Annotated in this window: 18 protein-coding genes; 10 read left to right on the top strand and 8 right to left on the bottom strand. The window is 48.6% G+C overall.

Features of this window, described 5'->3' with window-relative positions:
• Positions 1 to 16: 16 nt before the first annotated feature.
• From nhaA to dut, 5 genes are all read right to left on the bottom strand, one after another.
• The gene (gene nhaA, locus HMPREF1254_RS07625; protein WP_023058032.1) at positions 17 to 1,351 is read right to left on the bottom strand and encodes a Na+/H+ antiporter NhaA; all 1,335 of its coding nucleotides are present in this window, start codon (positions 1,349 to 1,351) and stop codon (positions 17 to 19) included.
• Positions 1,352 to 1,455: 104 nt separating this feature from the next.
• A complete protein-coding gene (locus tag HMPREF1254_RS07620; RefSeq protein ID WP_023058095.1) occupies positions 1,456 to 3,090 on the bottom strand; it encodes a murein hydrolase activator EnvC family protein in 1,635 nt (544 codons plus the stop codon).
• Complete coding sequence (locus tag HMPREF1254_RS07615; RefSeq protein WP_023058026.1) at positions 3,091 to 3,990, bottom strand: DUF4292 domain-containing protein; 900 nt, start codon at positions 3,988 to 3,990, stop codon at positions 3,091 to 3,093.
• Positions 3,987 to 5,783 carry a tetratricopeptide repeat protein gene (locus HMPREF1254_RS07610; protein ID WP_023058102.1) on the bottom strand — a complete coding sequence of 599 codons (1,797 nt, stop codon included), beginning with the start codon at positions 5,781 to 5,783 and terminating at the stop codon, positions 3,987 to 3,989. Before HMPREF1254_RS07610 ends, HMPREF1254_RS07615 begins: the two co-directional genes overlap by 4 nt.
• 15 nt (positions 5,784 to 5,798) lie before the next feature.
• Entirely contained in the window at positions 5,799 to 6,236 is a 438-nt protein-coding gene (gene dut / locus HMPREF1254_RS07605) for a dUTP diphosphatase (protein ID WP_023058006.1), read from the bottom strand.
• Between the two features lie 101 nt (positions 6,237 to 6,337).
• Between dut and dgt the strand changes: the two genes are divergently transcribed.
• Complete coding sequence (dgt, locus tag HMPREF1254_RS07600) at positions 6,338 to 7,675, top strand: dGTP triphosphohydrolase (protein WP_023058075.1); 1,338 nt, start codon at positions 6,338 to 6,340, stop codon at positions 7,673 to 7,675.
• 723 nt (positions 7,676 to 8,398) lie between these two features.
• Here the strand turns inward: dgt and HMPREF1254_RS07595 are convergent.
• From HMPREF1254_RS07595 to HMPREF1254_RS07585, 3 genes are all read right to left on the bottom strand, one after another.
• A complete protein-coding gene (locus tag HMPREF1254_RS07595; RefSeq protein WP_023058080.1) occupies positions 8,399 to 10,756 on the bottom strand; it encodes a GH92 family glycosyl hydrolase in 2,358 nt (785 codons plus the stop codon).
• A gap of 152 nt (positions 10,757 to 10,908) precedes the next feature.
• Complete coding sequence (locus HMPREF1254_RS07590; RefSeq protein WP_023058097.1) at positions 10,909 to 11,910, bottom strand: GNAT family N-acetyltransferase; 1,002 nt, start codon at positions 11,908 to 11,910, stop codon at positions 10,909 to 10,911.
• A 97-nt stretch (positions 11,911 to 12,007) separates the two neighbouring features.
• Positions 12,008 to 12,856: a 1-acyl-sn-glycerol-3-phosphate acyltransferase gene (locus HMPREF1254_RS07585; protein WP_023058016.1), complete on the bottom strand. Its 849-nt coding sequence runs from the start codon at positions 12,854 to 12,856 to the stop codon at positions 12,008 to 12,010.
• 324 nt (positions 12,857 to 13,180) lie between these two features.
• On the opposite strand from HMPREF1254_RS07585, the gene mraZ reads away from it, so the two are divergent.
• The 9 genes from mraZ (at position 13,181) to murG (ending at position 23,997) form a co-directional block, all read left to right on the top strand.
• Positions 13,181 to 13,651, top strand: a complete 471-nt coding sequence (gene mraZ, locus HMPREF1254_RS07580) for a division/cell wall cluster transcriptional repressor MraZ (RefSeq protein ID WP_023058116.1) — start codon at positions 13,181 to 13,183, stop codon at positions 13,649 to 13,651.
• A gap of 2 nt (positions 13,652 to 13,653) precedes the next feature.
• Positions 13,654 to 14,595, top strand: coding sequence for a 16S rRNA (cytosine(1402)-N(4))-methyltransferase RsmH (rsmH, locus tag HMPREF1254_RS07575; RefSeq protein ID WP_023058117.1), 942 nt, complete (start codon positions 13,654 to 13,656; stop codon positions 14,593 to 14,595).
• Entirely contained in the window at positions 14,592 to 15,080 is a 489-nt protein-coding gene (locus tag HMPREF1254_RS07570) for an FtsL-like putative cell division protein (protein WP_023058018.1), read from the top strand. Before rsmH ends, HMPREF1254_RS07570 begins: the two co-directional genes overlap by 4 nt.
• On the top strand, positions 15,077 to 17,233 hold the full coding sequence (locus HMPREF1254_RS07565; RefSeq protein WP_023058055.1) for a penicillin-binding protein: 2,157 nt from the start codon (positions 15,077 to 15,079) through the stop codon (positions 17,231 to 17,233). The genes HMPREF1254_RS07570 and HMPREF1254_RS07565 overlap by 4 nt, the downstream gene beginning before the upstream one ends.
• A gap of 43 nt (positions 17,234 to 17,276) precedes the next feature.
• Positions 17,277 to 18,725 (top strand): UDP-N-acetylmuramoyl-L-alanyl-D-glutamate--2,6-diaminopimelate ligase, encoded by a 1,449-nt coding sequence (locus HMPREF1254_RS07560; protein WP_023058037.1) that lies wholly within the window; start codon positions 17,277 to 17,279, stop codon positions 18,723 to 18,725.
• A 36-nt stretch (positions 18,726 to 18,761) separates the two neighbouring features.
• Entirely contained in the window at positions 18,762 to 20,030 is a 1,269-nt protein-coding gene (gene mraY, locus HMPREF1254_RS07555; RefSeq protein ID WP_023058112.1) for a phospho-N-acetylmuramoyl-pentapeptide-transferase, read from the top strand.
• Between the two features lie 151 nt (positions 20,031 to 20,181).
• Positions 20,182 to 21,513 carry a UDP-N-acetylmuramoyl-L-alanine--D-glutamate ligase gene (gene murD / locus HMPREF1254_RS07550; protein ID WP_023058053.1) on the top strand — a complete coding sequence of 444 codons (1,332 nt, stop codon included), beginning with the start codon at positions 20,182 to 20,184 and terminating at the stop codon, positions 21,511 to 21,513.
• Complete coding sequence (locus HMPREF1254_RS07545) at positions 21,513 to 22,790, top strand: FtsW/RodA/SpoVE family cell cycle protein (protein ID WP_023057991.1); 1,278 nt, start codon at positions 21,513 to 21,515, stop codon at positions 22,788 to 22,790. Before murD ends, HMPREF1254_RS07545 begins: the two co-directional genes overlap by 1 nt.
• A gap of 94 nt (positions 22,791 to 22,884) precedes the next feature.
• Positions 22,885 to 23,997 carry an undecaprenyldiphospho-muramoylpentapeptide beta-N-acetylglucosaminyltransferase gene (gene murG, locus HMPREF1254_RS07540; RefSeq protein WP_023058078.1) on the top strand — a complete coding sequence of 371 codons (1,113 nt, stop codon included), beginning with the start codon at positions 22,885 to 22,887 and terminating at the stop codon, positions 23,995 to 23,997.
• Positions 23,998 to 24,013: the final 16 nt, after the last annotated feature.

The following is a 24,013-nucleotide window of genomic DNA, read 5'->3' as shown; positions in this document are numbered from 1 at the left end:
CCAAGAAATGGCACTCTTAATTTTCTTTGCCCGATGATTTCAACAACTTGTATCCAATGAGTCCACCAAGGATTGAAGCCATGAAGATACCAATCTTTGCCTGCGTAAGCATCATGTCTGTTTGAAAGGCAAGGGTAGAAACGAACATCGACATGGTGAAGCCTATGGATGCCAGAAAGCCCAGTCCCAACAATCGACGATTTGACATATCTGCCGACGTTTTTGCAAATCCTAACTTACTCAACAGCCAGGAAACACCTACCACTCCCAATGGTTTTCCCAATAAAAGTCCCAGCGCAACCCCTATGGTAATATTCGTAGCAAACACTGCTGACCAATCGATGTCCACCAAGTTTACACCAGCGTTGGCAAAAGCAAAGACGGGTAGCACGATAAACGTCACGATTGGGTTCAAATGATGTTCTATCAACTGCAGGGGAGGAATGGCGGTAGTGGTGTCTTTCTGGATATGAGCCAGTATCTCCACTTGCTCTTTCTCGAGCGTCCGAAAGTCATTCGACTCGGCCGCATCGAATCGTTTGGTCAGCTTTCGTACACGATGTAGGAATGCATTCTCATCAATCTCCGAATCTGCAGGAATGGTCATGGCAGCCAGTACGGCTGCGATGGTGGCATGAACGCCCGACAGGAGGAAACAAACCCACACGCCGGCAATGCCCAGCAAGGCGTAGAAGAACAGGCTCTTCACACCCAACTTGTTGCCAACGAACATCAGCAGCAGAAAGCCCAACCCCAACAGCACGTTGACTACGGAGATTTGCGAGGTATAGAACAAGGCGATCACGATGACAGCACCCAAATCGTCAACAATGGCCAAGGTTGTCAGAAACACCTTGACGGATGATGGCACGCTACTGCCCAACAAACTAACCACGCCCAAGGCGAAAGCAATATCGGTTGCCATGGGAACGCCCCATCCCATGGTCTCTGGCGTGCCGGCGTTAAACAAAAGGTAAACCGCTGCGGGAATCAACATGCCTCCCACAGCGGCTCCTATTGGCAAAACCGTGTTGCGCAAGTCGGACAGCTCACCGGCAATGAACTCGCGCTTCAACTCTAACCCTACCAGGAAAAAGAACACGGACATCAGTCCGTCGTTAATCCAGTGGTAAAGTGTAAAATTAAAATACGGATCGCCATTCAATAAGAACCCAAATGTCTGCTGAAAAAAGTTATGATAGTTTGATTCTAAAGCTGAATTGGCCAACACCATGGCCAGTACCACGCTAACAGCCAGCACGATACCGCCCGACTTCTCCTGTCCCATAAACAGCCTTACGGCTCCTAATACCTTATTATTTATCCTGCTTGCAATCTGAGTTTTATTCATCTCTATGTTTTTTAGGGTTAGCTTTTTATTCACGGCCAGCCTTCAATCCACACACAAAACCGCTCCATGGCAACTGATGGATGCTGCCGCACAAACGCTCGGGACTACCTACCCAGCCACGACTCGGGATTGAGTTTGGCTGTCCCGTTACGCAATTGGAACTGCAAAATGTTATCCCGTCCGACACTTCCAAGCACTTGACGGGTTTTTACTTTCTGTCCTTGAGAAACGTTAACCGACCCCAAGTTGCAATACACTGAAATATACGAGCCATGACGAACCATCACAACCGTTGTACCTGCGTAAGTCATCACGGCACTCACCTCGCCATCATAGATAGCCCTCGCCTTGCAACCAGGGCTTCCGAGGATATTGACACCTTTATTATCAAGCGTTACATTTTTCAATCCCTCCACATTGTACTGCCCGAAATGGCTCACGATGCGGTACCCTCCGGTAATCGGAATGGGCAAACGTCCGCGATTCGCCTCAAACCCACCGCTCAACATGCGGTCTACCGAACTCATCTTAAGGCTCTCATCAGCCCGTTTCTGTGCCCTGGCAATGGTCTCCTTGTTGCGCACCGCGTCACTGGCAGCCTTGCGCTCGGCAGCCTCACGGGCAGCTTTAGCCTCGCGGGCGGTTTGTTCTGCGGCCGTTTGAGCCTCGGCTGCTGCCTTTGCTTGTGCAGCCGATTTCTCCTGTTGCGCCTTCTCTGCAGCGGCTGCAGCGGCGCGTGCCTCGGCTTTCAAACGCTCCTCACGCTCTTTAGCCTCGGCTATTCTGCGGGCGTTCTCACGGGCAGCAGCCTCGGCTTCGGCTTTCTTTCGTGCCAGTTCGGCCGCTCTTTTGCGTGCAGCCTCTGCAATAGCGGCCTTTCGTTTGGCCTCAGCTTCTGCACGAGCCTTGGCTTTGGCCACTTCGATGGCAATCAACTTATCAATCTCGGCATTGAGGGCAGCATCTTTCTTGCGCTGCTCAGCAATAACGTTTTGAATGGTTTTTTGCTGCTTTTGCAGGTTGCTAACCATCTGCTTCTGTTCCACCTGCTGCCCCTCGAGGGTTTGTTTTTCTTTCTTTCCTTGATAGAGCAGATTATTTTTCCTTCCTTTAGCATTCTGCAGTTGTACATGTTTTTCTTCCACCTGCGCCTGCTTGGCTTTCAAACCTTCGCCCTGTGCGCGCTGATAAGTGGCATAGTCGCGCACGAACTGAAAGCGACGGTACATCTGAGCAAAGTTCTTCGCCGAGAAGATAAACATGATTTTATCCTGAATGGTATGGCTGCGCGTCATGTAAGCCATCGACTTGATGTACTTTTGTTTGCGCTCTGCCAATTGTGTTTGCAGCGTTTGCAGCTGCGATTTGATGATGTCAATATTCCCATTCAAATGATGGATGTCGGCCTCAATGCTGTCGATGTTTTTCTGACGATCGTTGATAGCTGTGTTAAGAATCAGCAAATCTTGCAACCTTTTCTTCACATCCGACTGGTTGGTACGCAACGCTCTTTCTTGCTGTTTAATCTTCTTCTGGATCTGACTGCGCTGACTTTCCAATCCTTTGATGGATGAATTAGAATATCCAGCTGTCTTTGTCGACTTTTTCTGGGTTGTTTTTTTCTTCTTGGTCGTGGTTTTTGTGGTTCTTGCTCGCTGTTTTGTGGGCGTACGTTTCTTCTGTGCCGGCAGCGAAACCGTCAAAGCCAATGCTAGGAGTATAATTAAATAACGTTTCATTTACCTGTTTAATAGTTTGCCTAATACCGCTTTTACATCCATCTGCTTGTACCGACTAGATACCGTGGAACGCTCTTCCCAATTGCTGTCTGTCTGTACATCATTCATGTCGATGGTTACTTGGCCTTGTTGCGGTGTCTTAGTAGCGGTGGTCATGAAGGAGAACACCTGCTTGGCTGGAAACTGTTTCACGCCAACGGCCTTAAAATTGTCGTAATTCCAGGTCAAGGTTGATTTCCCGTGTTGATTGCTTTGATAGGAAACCACGGCAGACAAGATGCGTCCATTGTCTTTTTGAGCATTCCAACGATATTCCATGCTGCCCTTTTTCAGCACCAACGGCACGGTTTCACCCACTGGCGACAGGCGCACGTAGAATGACTTCAGGTCAGATTCACTGACCTTTTCTTTCCCGGGAACCAACAACTGATTCCAAAAGAGGGCCTGCAAGCTGTAGAATGTCAGGCCATTGTCGCGCAAGAAATCCAACTCACGATAATCAGCTCGCACATACTCTTTGTGCATGCGGTCTATGATGAGCACGCCATCGGGGGTGAACTCAATCCGTCCCACTTCTGTCCCCAAAAAGGGAATGAACACTTGCAGACGAATCACCTTGTCCTTCCGTATGCGTACAGAGCCTGGCGCAGAAATCCTTTTGCCACCTCGGGTAAGACTGAACGTCATGTTCCCAACGATGTTTTGCGCATATACTTGATTATCAAACACACGCTGCACGAAAGCCAGCTCTTGCATATCCTCAGCGATGACAGGCGAGGTTGCACCCGTATGAGGCTCTTTACCTGGCAAGGGTTCCTTGACTACCGCTTTTTTGGAGGCACACGACGCCAGCAACAAAACAGCGCACACGGTCAAAGCCCCATGGAGTATTTTCTTCATTTCTTGATGTATTTCTTCTGTTTAATCTTCCGTTCAATCAGGGCTTGATCACCTTTTGGTGCCCGTTTCAAGGCCTCTTGCCAATATTTCAGCGCCTGATCGATGTTTCCATTCATGGCATAAATATCCCCGGCATGTTCAATGATGACGGCGCTTTGCACGGAATCGGTATCATTCTTCAATGCCAGATCAATATACAACTTAGCCTCGGTGTATCGCTCTTGCATGAACAGTATCCAAGCGTAGGTGTCCAGATAGGTCGCATTATTGGGCGATGCCGTCACCGTTTTATAACTCATTTGCTCTGCACGCTTCAAGTTCTTACCATCTTCACTTAGAAAATAAGCATAATTGTTCAAGCAGGCAATGTTGTCATCCTTCCATTGCAGGCAACTGTCGTAGGCCGCAAAAGCCCCCTGTTGGTCGCCTTGCTGGTGCAACAAGTCGCCCATCATGGAATAAAACTCGCTCACCAATTCGGTATCGCTCTTGTCGTTGATGGTACTCACGCCGCGTTTAAGGGCATCAATGGCCTTGGGTTGCTCGTCTTGCTGCACATGTGACCAAGCCATATAGTAGTAATAAGCCATCTCGTCGGGCGTAAACTGTGCGCCTTCTTCACAAAGGGCAATGATTTTCTTCCAGTTTTTTCCGGGCAGATACATGCGCAACAACTGCAAACGGGCGGGCGAATTGTCGGGCGCAATGTCAATGACATGTTGCAAGGCTGCCATCACCGTGTCTTGCGGCATCATCTTCAAACTCATGTAGGCGGCTGCCAAAGAGGCGATGTCAGCATCTTTAGGATGGGCTTTCATCATGCGCTTGAACAGATTGAGCACCTCAGTGCTGTCGCGCTTGTGGTCTTCATTGTCCCGAATCACTTGCTGCAACATCGTCATCTTGGTCTGAACCTCCGTGTCCTTACTCATCAAGATTCGGTCTCTCAACGCGATTGCCTTCTCTTTATCGCCCACCTGGTTATGATAATCGTATAGCGAAGCCAATACAAAGCCGTTATCGGGTTCCTCTTCCAAGGCCTGGGTAAACAGTTTATAAGCCTTCTTTTGTCCGCCATGCTGCATGAGCCAATTGCCTAACATCACCCTGTAGTTCACGTCATTGGGATGACTGTCGGCCAGTTGTTGCAAGGTTTTGCGAGCCGATTCCTTATCACCCATCATCTCATAAACGCTCATTTTCGAAAGCGTGAGTTCCTCATTGGTTCCTTCAGCCTGCTCGATACGTTCCAAAACAGAAAGCATCTTGCCGTAATTTTTTTGCTGATTGTACAACTGTCCCAAGATGCTGAGCACATCCGTGCGCTGATGATCGTTTTCATACAGACGCTCGTAGGCGGCGATGGCCTTGTCGTAAGCACCCGTTCCGATGTAATATTGTGCCACCCGCTCTTGGTAATGACTGTTTTCCGGTTGCAAGGCAGCCGCCTTCTCAAACTTTTTCAGCGCCAACGTATCTTTCTTTTGTTGGGCCAACAAGCGTCCCTGAACATAATAAGCTTCGGCTCCCTGTGGATGGAGGGTCAAGCACTGGTGCAACAAACTGTCCGCCAACTCCAGCTTGCCGGCATTCAGTTGACTAACAGCCTCAAGAAAGAGATAGTGGTATTGTGACTGCTTGTCCTCAAACAGCATTTTCTTCAATTCCGCTTCGGTCAGCGGTTTGTCTTTCGGCTCCTGTGTCCAAGCTGGCAATGCCAAACCCGTCAGCATCCAGCCCACAAGCAAACAGCAAAGAATGGGATTCAAACTAATTTTCAAGTTTTGCTTCATTATATTGACGCTTGCCTATTTCACACCCGTGTGGCCATAGCCTCCCGTTCCACGTTCGGTCTCATCCAGCTCCTCCACTTCAACGAAATACCCTTGTTCGTGTCGTGCTATCACCATTTGGGCGATGCGCTCACCATCACGGATGACAAATTCTTCCTGCGAGAAATTCACCAACAGCACCATCACCTCGCCCCGATAGTCGGCATCTATGGTGCCAGGCGTATTGAGTACCGTGATGCCATGCTTCAATGCCAACCCGCTACGAGGTCGAACTTGAGCCTCGAATCCCTCGGGTAGGGCGATGAAAAGCCCCGTAGACACCAGCTTTCGTTCCATCGGCTTCAACACGATGGGAGCCTCAAGGTTGGCTCTCAAATCCATTCCTGCACTCTGACTGGTTGCATAAGCAGGCAACTGCTGATGACCTTTATTGATGACTTTTATCTGTATCATAACTATTCAATAATGTGCAAAAATAAGGAATAATCGCCATAAAGTGGCATTATTACTATTAAAAAGAACCAAATTACGCAAATTTCCACTACTTTTGCGTTATGAAATGGCAAAAATTAATTTCCAACAAAAGGCTTGGACAAGAGCTCAAGCACACCGAACGTCATGACGACCGGTCGGAGTTTAAACGCGACTACGACCGCCTTATTTTCTCGGCACCGTTCAGACGCATGCAGAACAAGACGCAAGTGTTTCCCCTACCAGGCTCCATCTTCGTGCACAACCGCCTCACCCACTCGTTGGAAGTGGCCTCGGTGGGCATGTCGCTGGGCAATGACGTAGCTGCACAACTGTGCGAGAAGCATCCCGAACTGCGTGGAACGATGTTTGAACAGATAGGAACCATCGTCAGTGCGGCCTGTCTGGCACACGACATGGGCAACCCTCCGTTCGGGCACAGCGGCGAAAAAGCCATCCAAACCTTCTTCACCGAGGGTGCCGGAACCTACTTGCAGGAGCGCGTAGGAGAACGATTCTGGGACGACATCACCCACTTCGAAGGTAACGCCAACGCCTTCCGCCTACTTACGCACCGTTTCAACGGTCGGCGAATAGGCGGCTTCGTGATGACCTCCTCTACCCTGGCCAGCATCGTGAAATATCCGTTTGCCAGCAGTTTGGCTGGGAGTCACCGAAAATTCGGCTTCTTCTCATCCGAAGAAGACACCTACGTCAAGGTGGCAGAAGAATTGGAAATCGCCAAACTCTCTGAGCCACACCAGCCCTTACGGTATGCGCGCCACCCGCTGGTTTATCTGGTTGAGGCCGCGGATGATATCTGCTACGAGATTATGGACATTGAGGATGCCCACAAACTCAAGATTCTTTCGTACGAGGAAACAGAGCATTTGCTCATGAATTTCTTTTCCCCAGAGGTGCAAGCGCACATCCAACAACGCATCAAAGACGAGGGTGTGACTGACAACAACGAAAAGGTGGTGTATATGCGGGCCTCGGCTGTAGGCAAACTGGTTAACGAATGCGTAGAAGCCTTCGTGGCAAACGAGGAGGCGATACTGAACGGAACGCTACAAGGCTCACTCATCGACCATATCAGTGAACTACAGCGTAAGGCTTACAAGCAATGCGCGGAATTGTCGTACGAGCGCATCTACCACAGCAAACCCGTGCTGGATGTGGAGCTGGCGGGTTATAAAATCATGCAAACGCTCATGCAGACGCTCATCGAGGCGGCCGTCAATCCCGACCGTTTCTATTCGCAACAGCTCATGCGGCGGTTCAGCAGCCAGTACGACATACAAAGTCCTGACCTCGAAACGCGCATCATGGCCGTGATTGACTACATCAGCGGCATGACCGATGTCTATGCCTTGGACATCTATCAGAAGATTAATGGAATCTCCCTACCAGTTATTTGATGTGCATAGGGGCTAAACCGATTATGCGTGGCTCTGTACAAAATCATCCTCACAGTGCTTCAATGCGGGTTGTCAGCATACGCTATGGTTATCAACACAATTTGCGAATAGCATAACACTCAACTAATTCATACTTCTTCGCACATAGTATAACACAGTTTTGTGATGACCACCTGACAGCATACTCAACCTACCAATCCGCCCTATTCATGCAAGCGTAGGGGCATAATTACAGGTTTATCCTATAAAAGAGGTATGTGATAAATCACGCAACTATGAAATAGTAGATTCTTATGGGTTGCGAATACAACTATTATTTAATATATATCATTTATTCGCATCGAGTTTATGGAGGGAAATACGAACAGTTGGGAAATGAACAACGACGCCTCTAAAATGCTACCAAATACCCGATCATCACGCCCTCACAATTAGGTACATTTCAAACTCATTGACTTTACCGTTCAATCTACATGGGTTTACCGTCCAAAGTGATTGAGTTTGCGCATTAAACTCAATGACATTGAAAAGCAAGAATCACGCCTTTCCAACATCTTGGAAATTCTACTCCATACCAAAGGGAAAACGTGTATCAAACTATACCGATGAACTTGACAGAAAACAGAAAAAGAAATGCGTGCAAAGTCACCACTTATTGGTGGCTTTGCACGCATAATTACAATCGATGCTTCTCACAAAGAGAAGCATCAAAAGAAGCCTATTTTAATACTTGTCCTTAGGTGTTGTGCCCATGGTCACATCCAGTGTGCCGCCCTCGGCGAAGGTTGCGAAAGGCAAGTAAGTGCTGTCAAGCGTCTTTCCGTTGAGCTTGTATTCCTGCACATAGATGTTCTCCTTGCTATTGTTGCTCACGTTGATGACAAACTTGTCACCCTTGTAATAATCCTTGTTCAAACGAATGGTAATCTTGTCGAACAAAGGACTGCCTAAACCAAAGGACGGTTGCTCGGCCGTGAGTCCCTTGACATCGAACATGCCGATGGACGACTGTACGAACCAAGCGCCCAACTGACCCTGGTCTTCATCCTGTCCGTAGCCGTAGCCATGGATGCCATCTGTGCCATAGAACTCGTCTAAGATGGCACGCACCCACTTCTGGGTGTGCGATGGCTTGCCGGCCTCGTTGAACATCCATGAGATGTGCAGACAAGGCTGGTTGCCTTGGTTGTAAAGCGTCTTCAATCCAGCGAAAGCACCCACCTCGGTACCACCGCTGAAGATGAGCTTCTGCGATTGGGTGAAGATGCTATCCAAACGGTTGTTGAACTCTTCGGCACCCACCTTAGCCACCAACGCTTTGGCATCGTGCGGTGCATAGAACGTGTACTGCCAAGCGTTGCCTTCCTGGAAGCCGCGCCATACCTGCATCGGGTCAAAATTCTCAATGAAGCTGCCATCGGCCTTCTTCGGACGAACAAAGTTGGTTGACGTGTCATAGATTCGTTCCCAGCCCTTGGAAAGATCCATCAACTTTTTGTAGTCGTCTGTCTTTCCCAATGCCTTGGCCATCTGTGCGGTAGCCCATGCGCCAAAAGCATACTCCAAGGTGTGCGAAGCAGAGAACATGAACATTTCGTCTGATCCTTCACCCGTGTCCTGATGTGGCACATAACCGTGTTCTACAAAGAGTTTGGTATCGGTCTTTCCTGCACCAAATGGTCGGTTCTCACCATCCAACTCGTTCTTGCGGCAGGCCTCGTAGGCAAGATTCACATCGAAATCACGGATTCCACAAGCATAAGCCGCTGCAATCATCAAGCTCAACTGATTGGTTCCTACGCCCGACACATAACGGCTGTTTGCCAGTCCGTCGCCCAGCCATCCACTGTCTTTGTATACCTGAAGATGACTGCTGATGAAGTCGGACATGTGTTCGGGGTAAGCCATGATCCACACTTGGTTGAGATTCCATTGTGCTCCCCACATAGCGTCCGTGTTATAGAGGTTGAAAGCAGGCTTTCCATCCTTCATCTCAATTTGCCCTACCGTACCATCGTGTTTGGGATAAGCACCATTGACATCGCTGGCAATGCCACGACCCAAGATGGCATGATACAATCCTGTGTAGAATTTCACCTTATCATCCTTGTTCGTTGTTTCTACCGCAATGCGACTCAAATGCTCATTCCAAGTATCATGCGACTGCTGCTTCGCCTCATCAAAAGCCAAGTCATGCGCCTCAGCCTCAAGGTTCTTACGGGCGTTCTCCACCGAAGTGTAAGACACACCCACCTTCACGGTGATCTTTTCCTGATCAGTTGTCTCGAACGTCAGATAAGCACCCGCGCCCAAACCCGTAGTTGACAGCGAGTCAGCTTTAACGGTTTCGCCGTTGAAAGTGCCTACTCCAACTGGTTTCTTGTCGATAACGGCATGGAAATACAAGGGGACTTCGGCGCCCGGCTGGTATTTCTTTACATACTCAGGCAGGGTAATCACCCAGCCTTCCACCACGGTTCCGTTGTCCTTGATCTGTACAGAGGCATCCTTCACGGCACCACTTTCGCCCTGGCGGTTACCGATATCAAAGAGGATTCGGCTCTCCTTGCTGGCCGGGAAGGTGTAACGCTGGAAGGCAACACGCGTGGTGGCCGTCATTTCGGCCGTGACATTGTAGTCCTTGAGTAGCACAGAGTAGTAGCCAGCCGTGGCAACTTCATCATCGTGCGAGAAGCGTGAGCGGTAGCCTTTACGCTCGTCCGTCATGGCGGTGTCGCCAGGTACGGTGAACAATTTGCCCACGGTAGGCATCAGGGTGATGCCACCAATCTGGAATTCGTGCAGGCAGGGGAATCCCTCGATGCTGGTGTCACGATAATCATAACCCGTGGCCTCCCAACCAGATTTATTCCCATAATGTCCATTGGTTGATGGTCCAGGCTTGGCCATGCCGAAAGGTAAGGCACCGGGAGCCATGTGGAAATAACGACAGTGCGCCGTTCCGATGCGTGGTTCGACATAGTTTGTCAGGTCTTCTGTTGTTGCATTGTCAGTTTTCGTACAGGACATCATGCCAAAGATGCCAGCGAAAGCCAGTAATGCCATTGAAATTTTTCTCATGTCTGATGGTTCTTGTTAGTTAATATTATTGATTTAGTGAATTAAATACGCCACCTTCTACAGCTAAAATTCTGCAAATTCCGACTGTTGAAGATGGTGCAGATGCACAAACATGCGCCTGCTATCCTCCTCTGATTGTAGCTTTCGGCTGCTTATGACTTGTTGTTGTCTTCCTTGTAAATAATGTTGTTGACACCCGAAGTGATTTCAAGCGACTCGCGATGCTCCTTGATGAAACTATCGATATGTCGCACACGTTTGTCCTCCAATATCTCGTCTACCGAAATCAGAATTCCCGTTTCTTCCACATCACCGAACCCATTGTTGATGGCAGTGCCAAACAGTTTCATCGTAGGACTTAACCCCATGTAGGCATTAACCAAGGGAGGGATGTTGTATCCCAATTGGCGTATCTCTCTGTTGAGGATTCTGTAATCTGACTTGAAATCCGTTTCAGAGAACAACTTTTCCAATTCTTTGGGATCTTCCTGTAACTCCAAAGGATTTCTGGGCACGATGAGGTGTTCTTTGTCATTAAAATGTTTCTTCAAAAAATACAAAATCATGTCACGTCCCCTGCGGATATAAGAAGGGTACATCGTCATCTTACCGAAGAAATACTTGAGGTTAGGATTGAGAACAGTCAGTGCTCCGAGGCCATCCCACAGGTTGTCCAAGGCGAAGATGCTTTTGGTGTTGCTTCGCACGTTTTGATATTCCAGCGCCACGAAAGACCTTCCCAGCTCTACGGTATAGGGCATATAGTCGCTAAGGAATTTGTCCGAGAAATGGAAGAGGTGACTGGTGGCCAACTTAGGCTGTCCATTGTCGTCCAATTCCCAGTTGGAACCATACAGATACCGATAGCCGCCAATGATCTCATCCGCATCGGGATTCCACACAATCAGCTGCTTGTAACAGTTGTCGCAAGTATCAAATTCATCGATATCCACGGACTTGCCAGTGCCTCCGCCAGCGGTACGAAAGGCAATTTCGCGCAATCGTCCAATCTCCTTCATCACATTGGGTGAATCATGAGCTGTGACCACGAAAATCTTGTTGTGGCTTTTGTTCGTCATCCGGAGCCGCTTCTCAGGCGTCAATTCAGCTTTCAACAGCTCCCTATCGATAGGCTGGATAATCTCTTCTTGCATGGTTTCTTAGAGGATTGACGAAGAAGGACCGTTCATTGCGAGTATAGGATTCTCTCAAATAAGATCTCTCAACGCTTGATTGATATTTCAGTTATCTCTATTCTGCTGTTTGTGTCGGTTGCAGTTGGTATACTTTATTTTGTACATACTGCGCCCATTGCTGCGCATTCTTACGCTTGTCAAAGGTTTGCCAGGGTATCGGTTTGCCAATCGTGACGCGGAATGTCTTGTGTCTGTTGCGATACATTTCATCAACTAAGAACAACATTGCTACATTGAACTTCAATTTCAGGGCCTTACAGATGTTGGCGATGCGATAGAACCGGTCTGAGTTTCTCCCCTCAAAATGAATGGGTACCACGTCTCTCTGGTATTCAACACTCTTGGTGATGAATGTTTTCTTCCAGGGAATGTCCCGAATTTGACCATTCATTTTACGCGAGCAAAGTCCAGCGGGAAACATAATGATGTGGTTATCACTTTGGAATGCTGCATCCACCATTGCGGGGAAGTTGCGGCTTTGCTTACCAGTTTTGTTGATGCCGATACCCAAAGGACGCAGTCCCGGCAGGTTCATCAACAAATCATTCAACAGGTATTTGATGCGGCCGCCATAACGTCGGCCGATGATGGCGCCCAAAGCCACCCCATCAGCACCGCCCAGAGGATGATTTGATGCGAAGATGTATAATCGACCATCTTGTTGGTTCGGCAGATTTTCCCTACCTCTGACCTCCAAGGTAACATCCAGATATTTGACACACGCTTCAAGCCAATCGACTCCCATCAAGTCTTTGTTTTCCCAAAGAAATTGATTCACTTCATCTTGATGGGTGATCTTCTTGAGCCAACTAACTGCAAAATGTGGAACATATTTAGCCTTATCGCCAAGTTTACTCCGCAAGATGTCATCGATGTCTATAGTTTTCTTTGTTTCGTCACTCATTTAGGTCAAAAAACTTTCTTTGCAAAAATAGCATAACTTTTTGTAATATGCCGCTTTTTTATGTAAAAATGTTGAAAAATTATCTCATCTGTTATCCCGTTGTCACACGAAGAAACAGATGTCTCAAGGAAGTTACAGATATCATTTTGAATGATTGATCTGACAGAAGTAGAAACCATCGAATCGAGAAGTTGAAGGGAACAAAATACGTTAAATAAATTAAAAATACAATTTTCTTATCATTTTATGTATGAAAGTGGGGAAGTGTGGGGAAAAATATGTATCTTTGACGACAAATATTGATTTGCATATAAATAGGTACACATGCGATTTTTAGGAAATATAGAAGCAAAGATAGACGCCAAGGGCAGAGTGTTCTTGCCAGCAACGTTCAGGAAAGTACTGCAAGTAGCAGGCGAAGAGAGTCTCGTTCTGCGAAAGGACGTGTTCCAATCATGCCTTACCCTCTATCCAGAATCGGTATGGAACGCACAGTTAGACACCTTGAGAAAACGCCTTTCACGCTGGAATGCGCAAGAACAGATCATCTTCCGTCAGTTTGTTTCCAATGTAGAACTGCTGTCACTTGACGCCAATGGGCGTTTATTGATACCGAAGCGTTACCTAAAAATGGCAAATATCGAACAAGCTGTGAAATTCATTGGCATGGACGACACAATAGAGATGTGGTGCAACGACGAAACGAAGAATCCTTTCATGCAGCCGGAGGAGTTTGGCAAGGCTCTGCAAGAAATCATGAGTAAAGGCGCAGAGCCAACCAAAGAGACTGAATAAAAATGAGCATCAAGACAGCAGAAACATATCATGTGCCGGTTCTCTTGCAGGAGAGCGTTGAGGGATTGAACATCCACCCCGATGGGATTTACGTGGATGTGACCTTCGGAGGCGGTGGACACTCCATGCAGATTCTGCGCCAACTGGGGAAAAATGGCCACTTATTCAGCTTCGACCAAGACCTGGATGCAGAGAAAAACATCCATCAAGCGGGCAATGAACTGCTGCGACAAGACAACTTTACGTTCGTACGATCAAACTTCAGATACCTCAAGAACTGGATGCGATACTACGAAATAGAGCAGATTGACGGACTATTAGCTGACTTAGGTGTGTCCAGTCATCATTTTGATGACGAAAGTCGGGGGTTTTCTTTCCGCTTCGACGCACCGCTCGACATGCGCATGAACAAGACAGCGGACATCACGGCTGCCGACATCGTGAACACATACAGCGAAGAACGCCTTGCCGATGTGTTCTACCTCTATGGAGAATTGAGAAACGCTCGGCGCATCGCCACGCTCCTGGTGAAAGCGCGAACCGAAAAGATAATTGTGACCACACAGGACTTCATTCAGGCCACAGCACCCCTGTTCAAGAGAGAACGAGAGAAGAAAGACATGGCTAAGCTGTTCCAAGCCCTGCGCATCGAAGTGAATCACGAGATGGAAGCCTTAAAAGAAATGCTTGAAGGAGCCAAACAACTGCTACGACCAGGAGGCAGATTGTCTGTCATCACCTACCATTCTCTGGAAGATCGAATCGTCAAAAACATGATGAAGACAGGCAATGTGGAGGGAAAAATGACGCAGGATTTCTTCGGAAAGACAACAACTCCATTCTCACTGATCAACAAAAAAGTGATTGTGCCTGCTGAGGATGAGCAACAACGAAACCCACGAAGCAGAAGTGCTAAACTAAGAATCGCCGAAAAGATACAATGAAAAAAGAAGATTTAGACATAGAATCACAACCCACCGTATCAGTTTCGGAGGAGAAACAACCGGAAGAATCTGCGACCAACCAAAAGAAAGTTGCAGATGAAGGTCCAACGCTCAAGGAAGTTATCTTAGAGCAAGCCACGGAAGAAGAGGCTCCACTGTCCAAGAATTTCACTTTGAAGAAGATTCTTGGCGGAGACATTTTGACTACTTCCACCATCCGCAAGCAAATCTGGGTGGTACTGCTCATCACTTTTTTCATCATCATCTACATCTCAAACCGATACAGCGTGCAGCAAAACCTCATTGAAATTGACCAGTTACAGAAAGAGTTGCAAGATGCCAGATACAAAGCACTGTCTACCAGTAGCCAACTAACGGAAAAGAGCAGAGAGAGCAACGTGCTCGAAATGTTAAAGAACAATAAGGACAGCGTCCTCAAAATAGCAAACCAACCACCATACATCATCACAGTTCCTGCAGAATGAATAAGTTTGATTATAAAAAGATAATGCCCCGCTACAGTGCCCTCGCCATCATGATGACACTGATAGCACTTGCCGTGGTTGGCAAAACAGTTTATATCATGACTGCCAAGCGTACCTATTGGACTAAAGTGGCTAATCGCGTAAAGCGCGATAGCGTAGACATCAAGCCTATGCGAGGCAACATTCTTAGCTGCAATGGTGAACTCATGGCCAGTTCATTACCCGAGTTTAAAGTGTACATAGACTTCAAAACCTTGCATGAATCAAAAACCGACACGCTGTGGGATGAGAAGATTGATTCTATCTGTCAAGGCCTGGCAGCCATCTTTCCAGAAAAGCCTGCGCATGCATTTAGAGCAGAACTGGAAAAGGGAAGAAAGAAGCAAAGCCGTCACTGGCCTATTTGGAATAAGCGCATCGACTACAACACTTTCACAGATGTGAAAGCGTTGCCGTTGTTCAATCTTTCTAAATATTCCAGTGGTTTCCATTACGAAGAATTCAATGCGCGACAACGCCCCTATGGTTCGCTGGCTGGTAGGACCGTGGGTGCCATGTATGGAGCTAAAGACACGGCGCGATTTGGACTTGAGTTGTCCTACGACTCCATTCTCCGTGGGAAGAATGGAATCGTGCATCGCCGCAAGGTTCTCAACAAGTTTCTTGACATCATGGACACGCCTCCTGTCGATGGGGCAGACATTGTCACAACCATTGACGTTGGCATGCAAGACCTTGCGGAAAGAGCTGTCATCGACGAGTTGAAGAAAATCAATGGAAATGTTGGCGTGGCACTGGTCATGGAGGTGGCTACCGGTGACATCAAGGCCATCGTCAACATGGAGAAATGCTTTGATGGTGAATACCGGGAAGTAAAGAATCATGCCGTCAGCGACCTGCTGGAACCAGGATCTGTGTTTAAAGTTGCCTCAATCATGGTCGCATTAGACGATGGAGTTGTGGACACCACGGCCAGAGTAGAGACTGCCAGTGGCGTTTGGCCGATGTATGGCAGGCAGATGAAAGACCACAACTGGCGTAAGGGTGGCTATGGTTTGTTAACGCTTCCACAGACTCTTTTATACAGCTCTAATATCGGTGTCAGCCGCATCGTCGATGACAATTATAAAGATCATCCCGAGAAATTCGTGCGAGGAATCTATCGAACAGGCTTGGCGGACAACCTGAATATCCCGCTTGTGGGTTCATCTCCTGCTGTCATCCGTCTGCCCAAGAAAAACGACCGCGGCCAATGGCTCAACTGGAGCAAGACAGCTTTGCCCTGGATGAGCATCGGATACGAAACACAGATTCCACCTATTTCCATGCTAACGTTTTACAATGCCATCGCCAACAACGGCAAGATGATGCAACCGCGCTTTGTAAAAAAGGTGGTGAAAAATGGAGAAGTGCTAATAGAGTTCCCGCCCAAGGTACTCCGCTCACAGATATGTAAGCCCAAAACGCTTGGTGAAATTCAAACCATACTTGAACATGTGGTCAGCCAAGGATTGGGTAAGAAAGCCGGATCACCATCTTTCAAGGTGGCTGGCAAGACTGGTACCGCACAAATCTCACAGGGTTCGGGTGGATATAAGGTAGGACGAACCAACTACTTGCTGAGTTTTGCTGGCTATTTCCCCGCCAACGACCCACGCTACAGCTGCATCGTTTGCATCCAGAAGTCGGGACTTCCCGCATCAGGGGGTGGCATGAGCGGTGTCGTGTTTCATCACATTTCAGAGGGAATTATGGCTCAAGACCTTAAACTTGACGTTAAAGATGCCAAAGACTCCACATCCATTATGTTGCCAGAAGTAAAGAATGGCAATATCCTCGCAGCCAACTACGTGCTCAGTCACTTAGGAATCAATGCCAATCAAGATTGGTCTGGCTCGTACACCAAGGGCAATCCCATCTGGGGTTCTGCAGAAATACAGAACAACACGGTTGTCAAACTCAGGAAAGTAAAGGTGCATGGACACAAATTCATCCCCAATGTTGAGGGTATGGGGGCGCGTGATGCCGTTTATATCTTGGAGAGCCGAGGCGTCAAAGTCAAGCTCGACGGACGTGGAAAGGTGACCAGTCAGAGTCTGGAACCAGGCCATTGCATCAAGAAAGGCGACGTATGCCACCTGACATTACAATAGATTTGGCAATACACTATAGTAACATTTATAAGAAATTACCTATATGACATTCAGTGAATTGATTCAAGGCATCAAGACATCTGCCATCATCGGCGAAGCCAATGTCAACATCACAGGCGTGGAGATCGACTCCCGCAAAGTAAAAGAGGGCAACCTATTCGTAGCTATCAAAGGCACACAGGTGGACGGTCATCAATACATACCCAAAGCCATAGAGCTGGGAGCCGCCGCCATCTTATGTGAAGAAGCGCCACAACAGCCACAACCAAACGTCACCTACGCTGTGGTAAAATCCACAGAAGACGAAGTAGGGAAAGTTGCCACCCGCTTTTTTGGCGACCCATCCAAACACCTCAAGTTAGTAGGTGTCACAGGTACCAACGGAAAGACCACCGTTGCCACCTTATTATATTATCTCTTCAGAAAGTTGGGACACAAGTGTGGACTGCTTTCTACGGTCTGCAATTTTATCGAAGAGCAGGAGATTCCTGCCGACCACACCACCCCCGATCCTATTGAGCTCAACGAATTGTTAGCCAAGATGCTGGCTGCCGGCTGCGAATATGTATTCATGGAGTGTTCGTCACACGCCATTGCACAGAAGCGAATCGGCGGGCTTACCTTCACGGGAGGCATCTTCACCAACCTCACACGCGACCATTTGGATTATCACAAGACCTTCGAGAACTATCGCAACGCTAAGAAATTATTCTTTGACGGCCTACCCAAGTCGGCTTTTGCCATCACCAACGCTGATGACAAGAACGGAATGGTGATGGTGCAGAACACCAAAGCCACCATCAAAACCTACTCCATCCAGTCGATGGCCGACTTCAAAGCGCGCATCATCGAATGCCATTTTCAGGGAATGTACCTGGAGATTGACGGTCAGGAGGTTGGCGTGCAGTTCACGGGCAAGTTCAATGTCAGCAACCTGCTGGCCGTTTACGGTGCCGCACGCATGCTGGGCAAGCAACGCGAAGAAACACTTATCGCCATGAGCACCTTGCACACCGTCAACGGTCGCATGGACACGTTGCAGTCGCCCGAAGGGTTTACAGCCATCGTAGACTACGCTCATACGCCCGACGCATTGAAAAATGTGCTGTTGGCCATACACGAGGTCGACGGAAAGGGGCACATCATCACCGTTTGTGGTGCCGGTGGCAACCGCGACAAGGGCAAACGTCCACTCATGGCGAAGCAGGCTGTACAGCTTAGTGACAAGGTTATCATCACCAGTGACAACCCTCGTTTTGAAGATCCGCAAGACATCATCAACGACATGTTAGCGGGTTTGGATGCGCAAGACCTGAAAAAGGTACTGACCATCGTCGACCGTAAGGAGGCCATCCGCACGGCCTGCATGCTGGCACAGAAGCAAGACGTGGTTCTTGTTGCAGGAAAAGGACACGAAACGTATCAGGAAATCAAGGGCGTGAAACATCATTTTGACGACAAGGAAGTGCTGCGCGACATCTTTGCACAGTAGCATCGTCATTGAACAATAAAACAAACAGCACACAGCATGTTATACTATCTTTTCAGATTATTAGAGCAATACGGCATCTCGGGAGCTCATGTCTGGGGTTACATCTCCTTCAGAGCCCTGCTTGCCCTCATCTTCTCACTGGTCATCTCGGCCTGGTTTGGTGAGCGATTCATCAAGTACCTGCGCAAGAAACAAATCACCGAGACGCAGCGCGATGCCTCCATCGACCCCTTTGGTGTCAACAAAATTGGCGTTCCTTCCATGGGTGGTGTCATCATCATTGCCGCCATTATCATCCCCGTGTTGCTTCTGGGCCGACTCAGAAACATCTACCTCATCCTCATGGTGGTGACTACCCTTTGGTTGGGGTTCCTCGGCGGCATGGACGATTACATCAAGATATTCCGCAAAAACAAAGAAGGTCTGAAAGGAAAATACAAGATTGTGGGACAGGTAGGCATCGGATTGATAGTCGGACTGGTACTTTGGTCGTCGCCAGATGTCAAGATCAACGAAAATTTAGCCATCGTACAGCAAGGAAAGGAGATGGTTATTAAGCACCGAACTGATGCGCGCAAGTCGCTCAAAACCACCATTCCGTTTGTCAAAGGGCACAACTTAGATTATTCGGGCGTGATGCGTTGGTGTGGCAAATACAAGACAGCGGCCGGTTGGATATTGTTTGTCGTGATGACCATCATCGTGGTGACGGCGGTTTCGAACGGTGCCAACCTCAACGATGGCATGGATGGCATGTGCGCAGGCAACTCGGCTATCATCGGCGTGGCATTGGGCATCCTGGCCTATGTCAGCTCGCACATTCAGTTTGCCTCGTACCTCAACATCATGTACATACCGGGTTCGCAAGAGCTGGTGGTGTTCATGTGCGCCTTCGTGGGTGCCCTCATCGGTTTCTTGTGGTACAACGCCTACCCCGCACAGGTGTTCATGGGCGATACAGGCTCGCTGACCATCGGCGGCATCATTGGCGTTTGTGCAGTAATCATTCATAAAGAACTGCTGCTGCCCATCCTGTGCGGCATCTTCTTCGTGGAGAGTCTGAGCGTCATCTTACAAGTATATTACTACAAAATGGGCAAACGCAAAGGGGTAAAGCAACGCATCTTCAAGCGTACACCCATCCATGACAACTTTCGTACGCAGGACTCGCAACTGGATCCCGACTGCCAATACCTCATCAGAAAACCTCATTCGGCCGTACACGAGTCGAAAATCACCATTCGCTTTTGGATCATCACCATCATCTTGGCAACCATGACCATCATCACACTGAAAGTGAGATAGTTACAAACTCATTGAGATTGACACGCAAAGTCATAGAGATTGGAGCCTAAAGTCATGGAGATTAAGCGCCAAAGTCAATGACTTTGTACAAGCAACCATAACAACAGCCAAATTAGTGGGTGCAAGTAAATAAAAAAAAGGAGTAGAAAACATGAAAAGAATAGTTATTCTCGGAGCAGCAGAGAGTGGAGTTGGAGCTGCCATCTTAGCCCAAAAAGAAGGCTTCGACGTATTTGTGTCTGACATGGGTGAAATCAAAGACAAATACAAGAAGACGCTCGATGAGCACAACATTAGATGGGAAGAGAAGCATCACACCCCCGAACTCATTCTGAACGCTGACGAAATCATCAAGAGTCCGGGCATCCCGAAAGAGGCTCCGATGGTGCAAAAGGCCATGGCAAAGGGCATCGGCATCATCAGCGAGATAGAGTTTGCCGGGCGCTACACCCACTCTAAGATGATTTGCATCACGGGCAGCAACGGCAAGACCACCACCACGTCGCTGATTTACCACATTTTCAAGGCGGCTGGATACGATGCCGGACTGGCTGGCAACATCGGGCGCAGTCTGGCACTGCAGGTGGCCGAGGACCCGCACGAGTACTACATCATCGAGCTGAGCTCGTTCCAGTTGGACAACATGTACAAGTTTAAGGCCGACATCGCCATCCTACTGAACATCACCCCCGACCACTTGGATCGCTACGACAACTGCATGCAGAACTATGTGGATGCCAAGATGCGCATCATACAGAACCAGACCGCGCAAGACAGCTTCATCTACTGGAACGACGACCCCATCATCAAGCGCGAATTGAAGAAGTATGACATCAAGGCCGTGCAATGCCCCTTCTCCGAACTGAAGGAGAAAGGCTCCATAGGATACATCGAAGAGGGCGAGTACACCATTGAGAAGCCCACACCGTTCAACATGGAACAGGAGGCACTGTCACTCACCGGCAAGCACAACATCTACAACTCGCTGGCCGCAGGCATCGCCACCGACATCGCAGGCATCAGGAACGAGGTTATCAGGAAGAGCCTCAGCGACTTCCCTGGCGTGGAACATCGTTTGGAGAAGGTGTGCAAGGTGGGCGGCGTACAGTACATCAACGACTCTAAGGCCACCAATGTGGATGCCTGCTGGTATGCGCTGGAAAGCATGAGAACGCCCACCATCCTCATTCTGGGCGGTAAGGATAAGGGAAACGACTATGGCCCAATCAAAGATTTGGTGAAAGAAAAGTGCGTCGCACTGGTATATCTCGGAGCCGACAACAGCAAGCTGCACGACAATTTCGACAACTTGGGCATCCCGGTTCGCGACACTCACTCGATGAAAGACTGCGTGGCGGCATGCTACGAGTTGGCCAAACCAGGCGACACGGTGCTGCTCAGTCCCTGTTGTGCCAGCTTCGATTTGTTCAAGAACATGGAAGATCGGGGCGATCAGTTTAAAACGTTGGTAAGAAATCTGTAATGGACAAGACGTTAGGAAATATCTTCAAGGGAGACAAGGTCATCTGGATGGTCTTCTTCTTCCTCTGCATCATTTCGGTCATCGAGGTCTATTCGGCCTCTGCCGGACTGACTTACAAGGGGGGACACTATTGGGCACCCATCCTCAAGCACACGGGCATCCTGCTCGTTGGCGTGTTTGCCATGGTGGTAACCCTCAACATCAAGTGCAAGTATTTCAAGATTGTAACCCCCTTCCTACTACTGATAGCCGTCGTCACGCTGATAACGGTTTTACTGGCAGGACAGTCTACCAATGGCGCCCAACGATGGATTAGCATCGTAGGCATACAATTTCAGCCCTCCGAAATTGCCAAAGGAGCGTTGGTACTAGCCACCGCACAGATACTAAGTGCCATGCAAACCGAGCATGGGGCCGACAAAAACGCCTTTAAATACATTCTCATCGTGAGTGCTTTCATCATTCCGCTCATCATGGTGGAGAATCTTTCCACGGCCATGTTGCTGTGTATGGTCATCTTCATGATGATGATCATCGGTCGGGTACCTGGCAAAATCCTTGGGAAGGTATTGGGGGTGGTCACATTGTTGATTCTAACTGTCTTCACGCTGGTAATGGTTGTGGGGAAAGACCATGAGAAAGAAAACGCCAACCCAAACCACATTGAACAGGTAGCCACGGTGGAACAAAAGAAAGATCCCAGCATGTTTGGCTCTGTGTTCCACCGCTTTGACACCTGGAAAGGGCGCATCGACCGATTCATGGCTGGCAAAGAGACCCCTCCGGAGGAATTCGACTTGGATAAAGACGCACAGATAGGGCATGCCAACATTGCCATCGTGTCGTCAAACTTCATTGGTAAGGGACCGGGAAACTCGGTAGAACGCGACTTTCTGTCACAGGCTTTCTCCGACTTCATCTATGCCATCATCATCGAGGAGATGGGACTTTTCGGCGGATTCTTCGTGGCCATGCTGTACATCATCCTGCTCTTTAGAACCGGACGCATCGCCAACCGCTGCGAAAATAATTTCCCCGCTTTCCTCGCTATGGGACTGGCTCTGCTGCTGGTGACGCAGGCTTTGTTCAACATGTGCGTGGCCGTGGGGCTTGCTCCCGTTACGGGTCAGCCACTGCCGCTAATCAGCAAGGGCGGAACTTCCACCATCATCAACTGCGTGTACATCGGTGCGATACTCAGTGTCAGCCGTTCGGCCAAGAAAAAACCAGACGCCGACAATGACGAGGTGATGTCCGGAAAGCTCACGACAGCATAGTCTTATGAGCTAACGGCTTAAAATAAATATGGTGAAATATGACAAAAAGACATATTTTTTGATTACTTTTGTACATTAAATACATCTGAGTTAGATGAATAACGAATTGAGAATTATTGTCAGTGGTGGCGGAACGGGAGGACATATCTTTCCTGCCATCTCCATCGCCAACGCCATCAAGGCAAAGCGTCCTGATGCGAAGATACTCTTTGTGGGGGCTATCGGGCGCATGGAAATGGAGCGCGTGCCCAAAGCTGGCTACGAGATAAAAGGACTACCCATTTGCGGATTCGACCGCAAACACCTGTTAAAGAACATCTTCGTGCTGTTCAAAATATGGAAAAGCCAGCGCATGGCTAAGGCCATCATCAAAGACTTCAAGCCGATGGCCGCTGTCGGAGTGGGTGGATATGCCAGTGGCCCCACCTTGAACGTTTGTGCAAAACGGCACATTCCTTGCTTGATACAGGAGCAAAACTCGTATGCTGGGGTGACCAACAAGCTGTTGGCGAAGAAAGCAGACAAGATATGTGTGGCTTACGAAGGCATGGAACGATTCTTTCCAGCCGACAAAATCATCATGACAGGCAACCCTGTGCGGCAAAATGTGTTGCAAACAGCCTTGACACAACAAGAGGCCAAAAAGTCGTTTGGGCTCGAACCCGACAAGAAAACCATACTTTTGGTAGGTGGAAGTCTTGGAGCCAGAACCATTAACGAGAGCGTGATGAGCCACCTGGACATGGTAAGAACGAGTGGTGTGCAATTTATTTGGCAAACTGGGAAATATTATTTCGAAGGCATCACCAAAGCCTTGCAATCGGAAGACCCACTGCCCATGCTCCACGTAACTGATTTTATCAGCGACATGGGGGCTGCCTACAAAGCGGCAGACTTGGTGATAAGCCGTGCCGGAGCCAGTTCCATCAGCGAGTTCTGCCTTATTGGCAAGCCCGTCATCCTGGTCCCCAGTCCGAACGTGGCTGAAGACCATCAAACGAAGAACGCCATGGCTTTGGTTAACAAGAACGCTGCCATCTATGTCAAAGATTCCGAAGCGAAGGACATGTTGCTACAACAAGCCATCGAAACCGTACAGAACGACAGTAAGTTGGCATCGCTGAGCGAGAACGTCTTGAAGCTTGCATTGCCTCATTCTGCCAACATCATCGCAGATGAGGTCATCAAACTGGCAACGCACCGGTAGACAAAAACGCCGGCAA

It is taken from the genome of Prevotella sp. BV3P1 (assembly GCF_000479005.1).
Taxonomy (GTDB): domain Bacteria; phylum Bacteroidota; class Bacteroidia; order Bacteroidales; family Bacteroidaceae; genus Prevotella.
The sequence above is the reverse complement of the archived record's forward strand: the minus strand, read 5'-3'. Positions and strand labels throughout refer to the sequence as shown.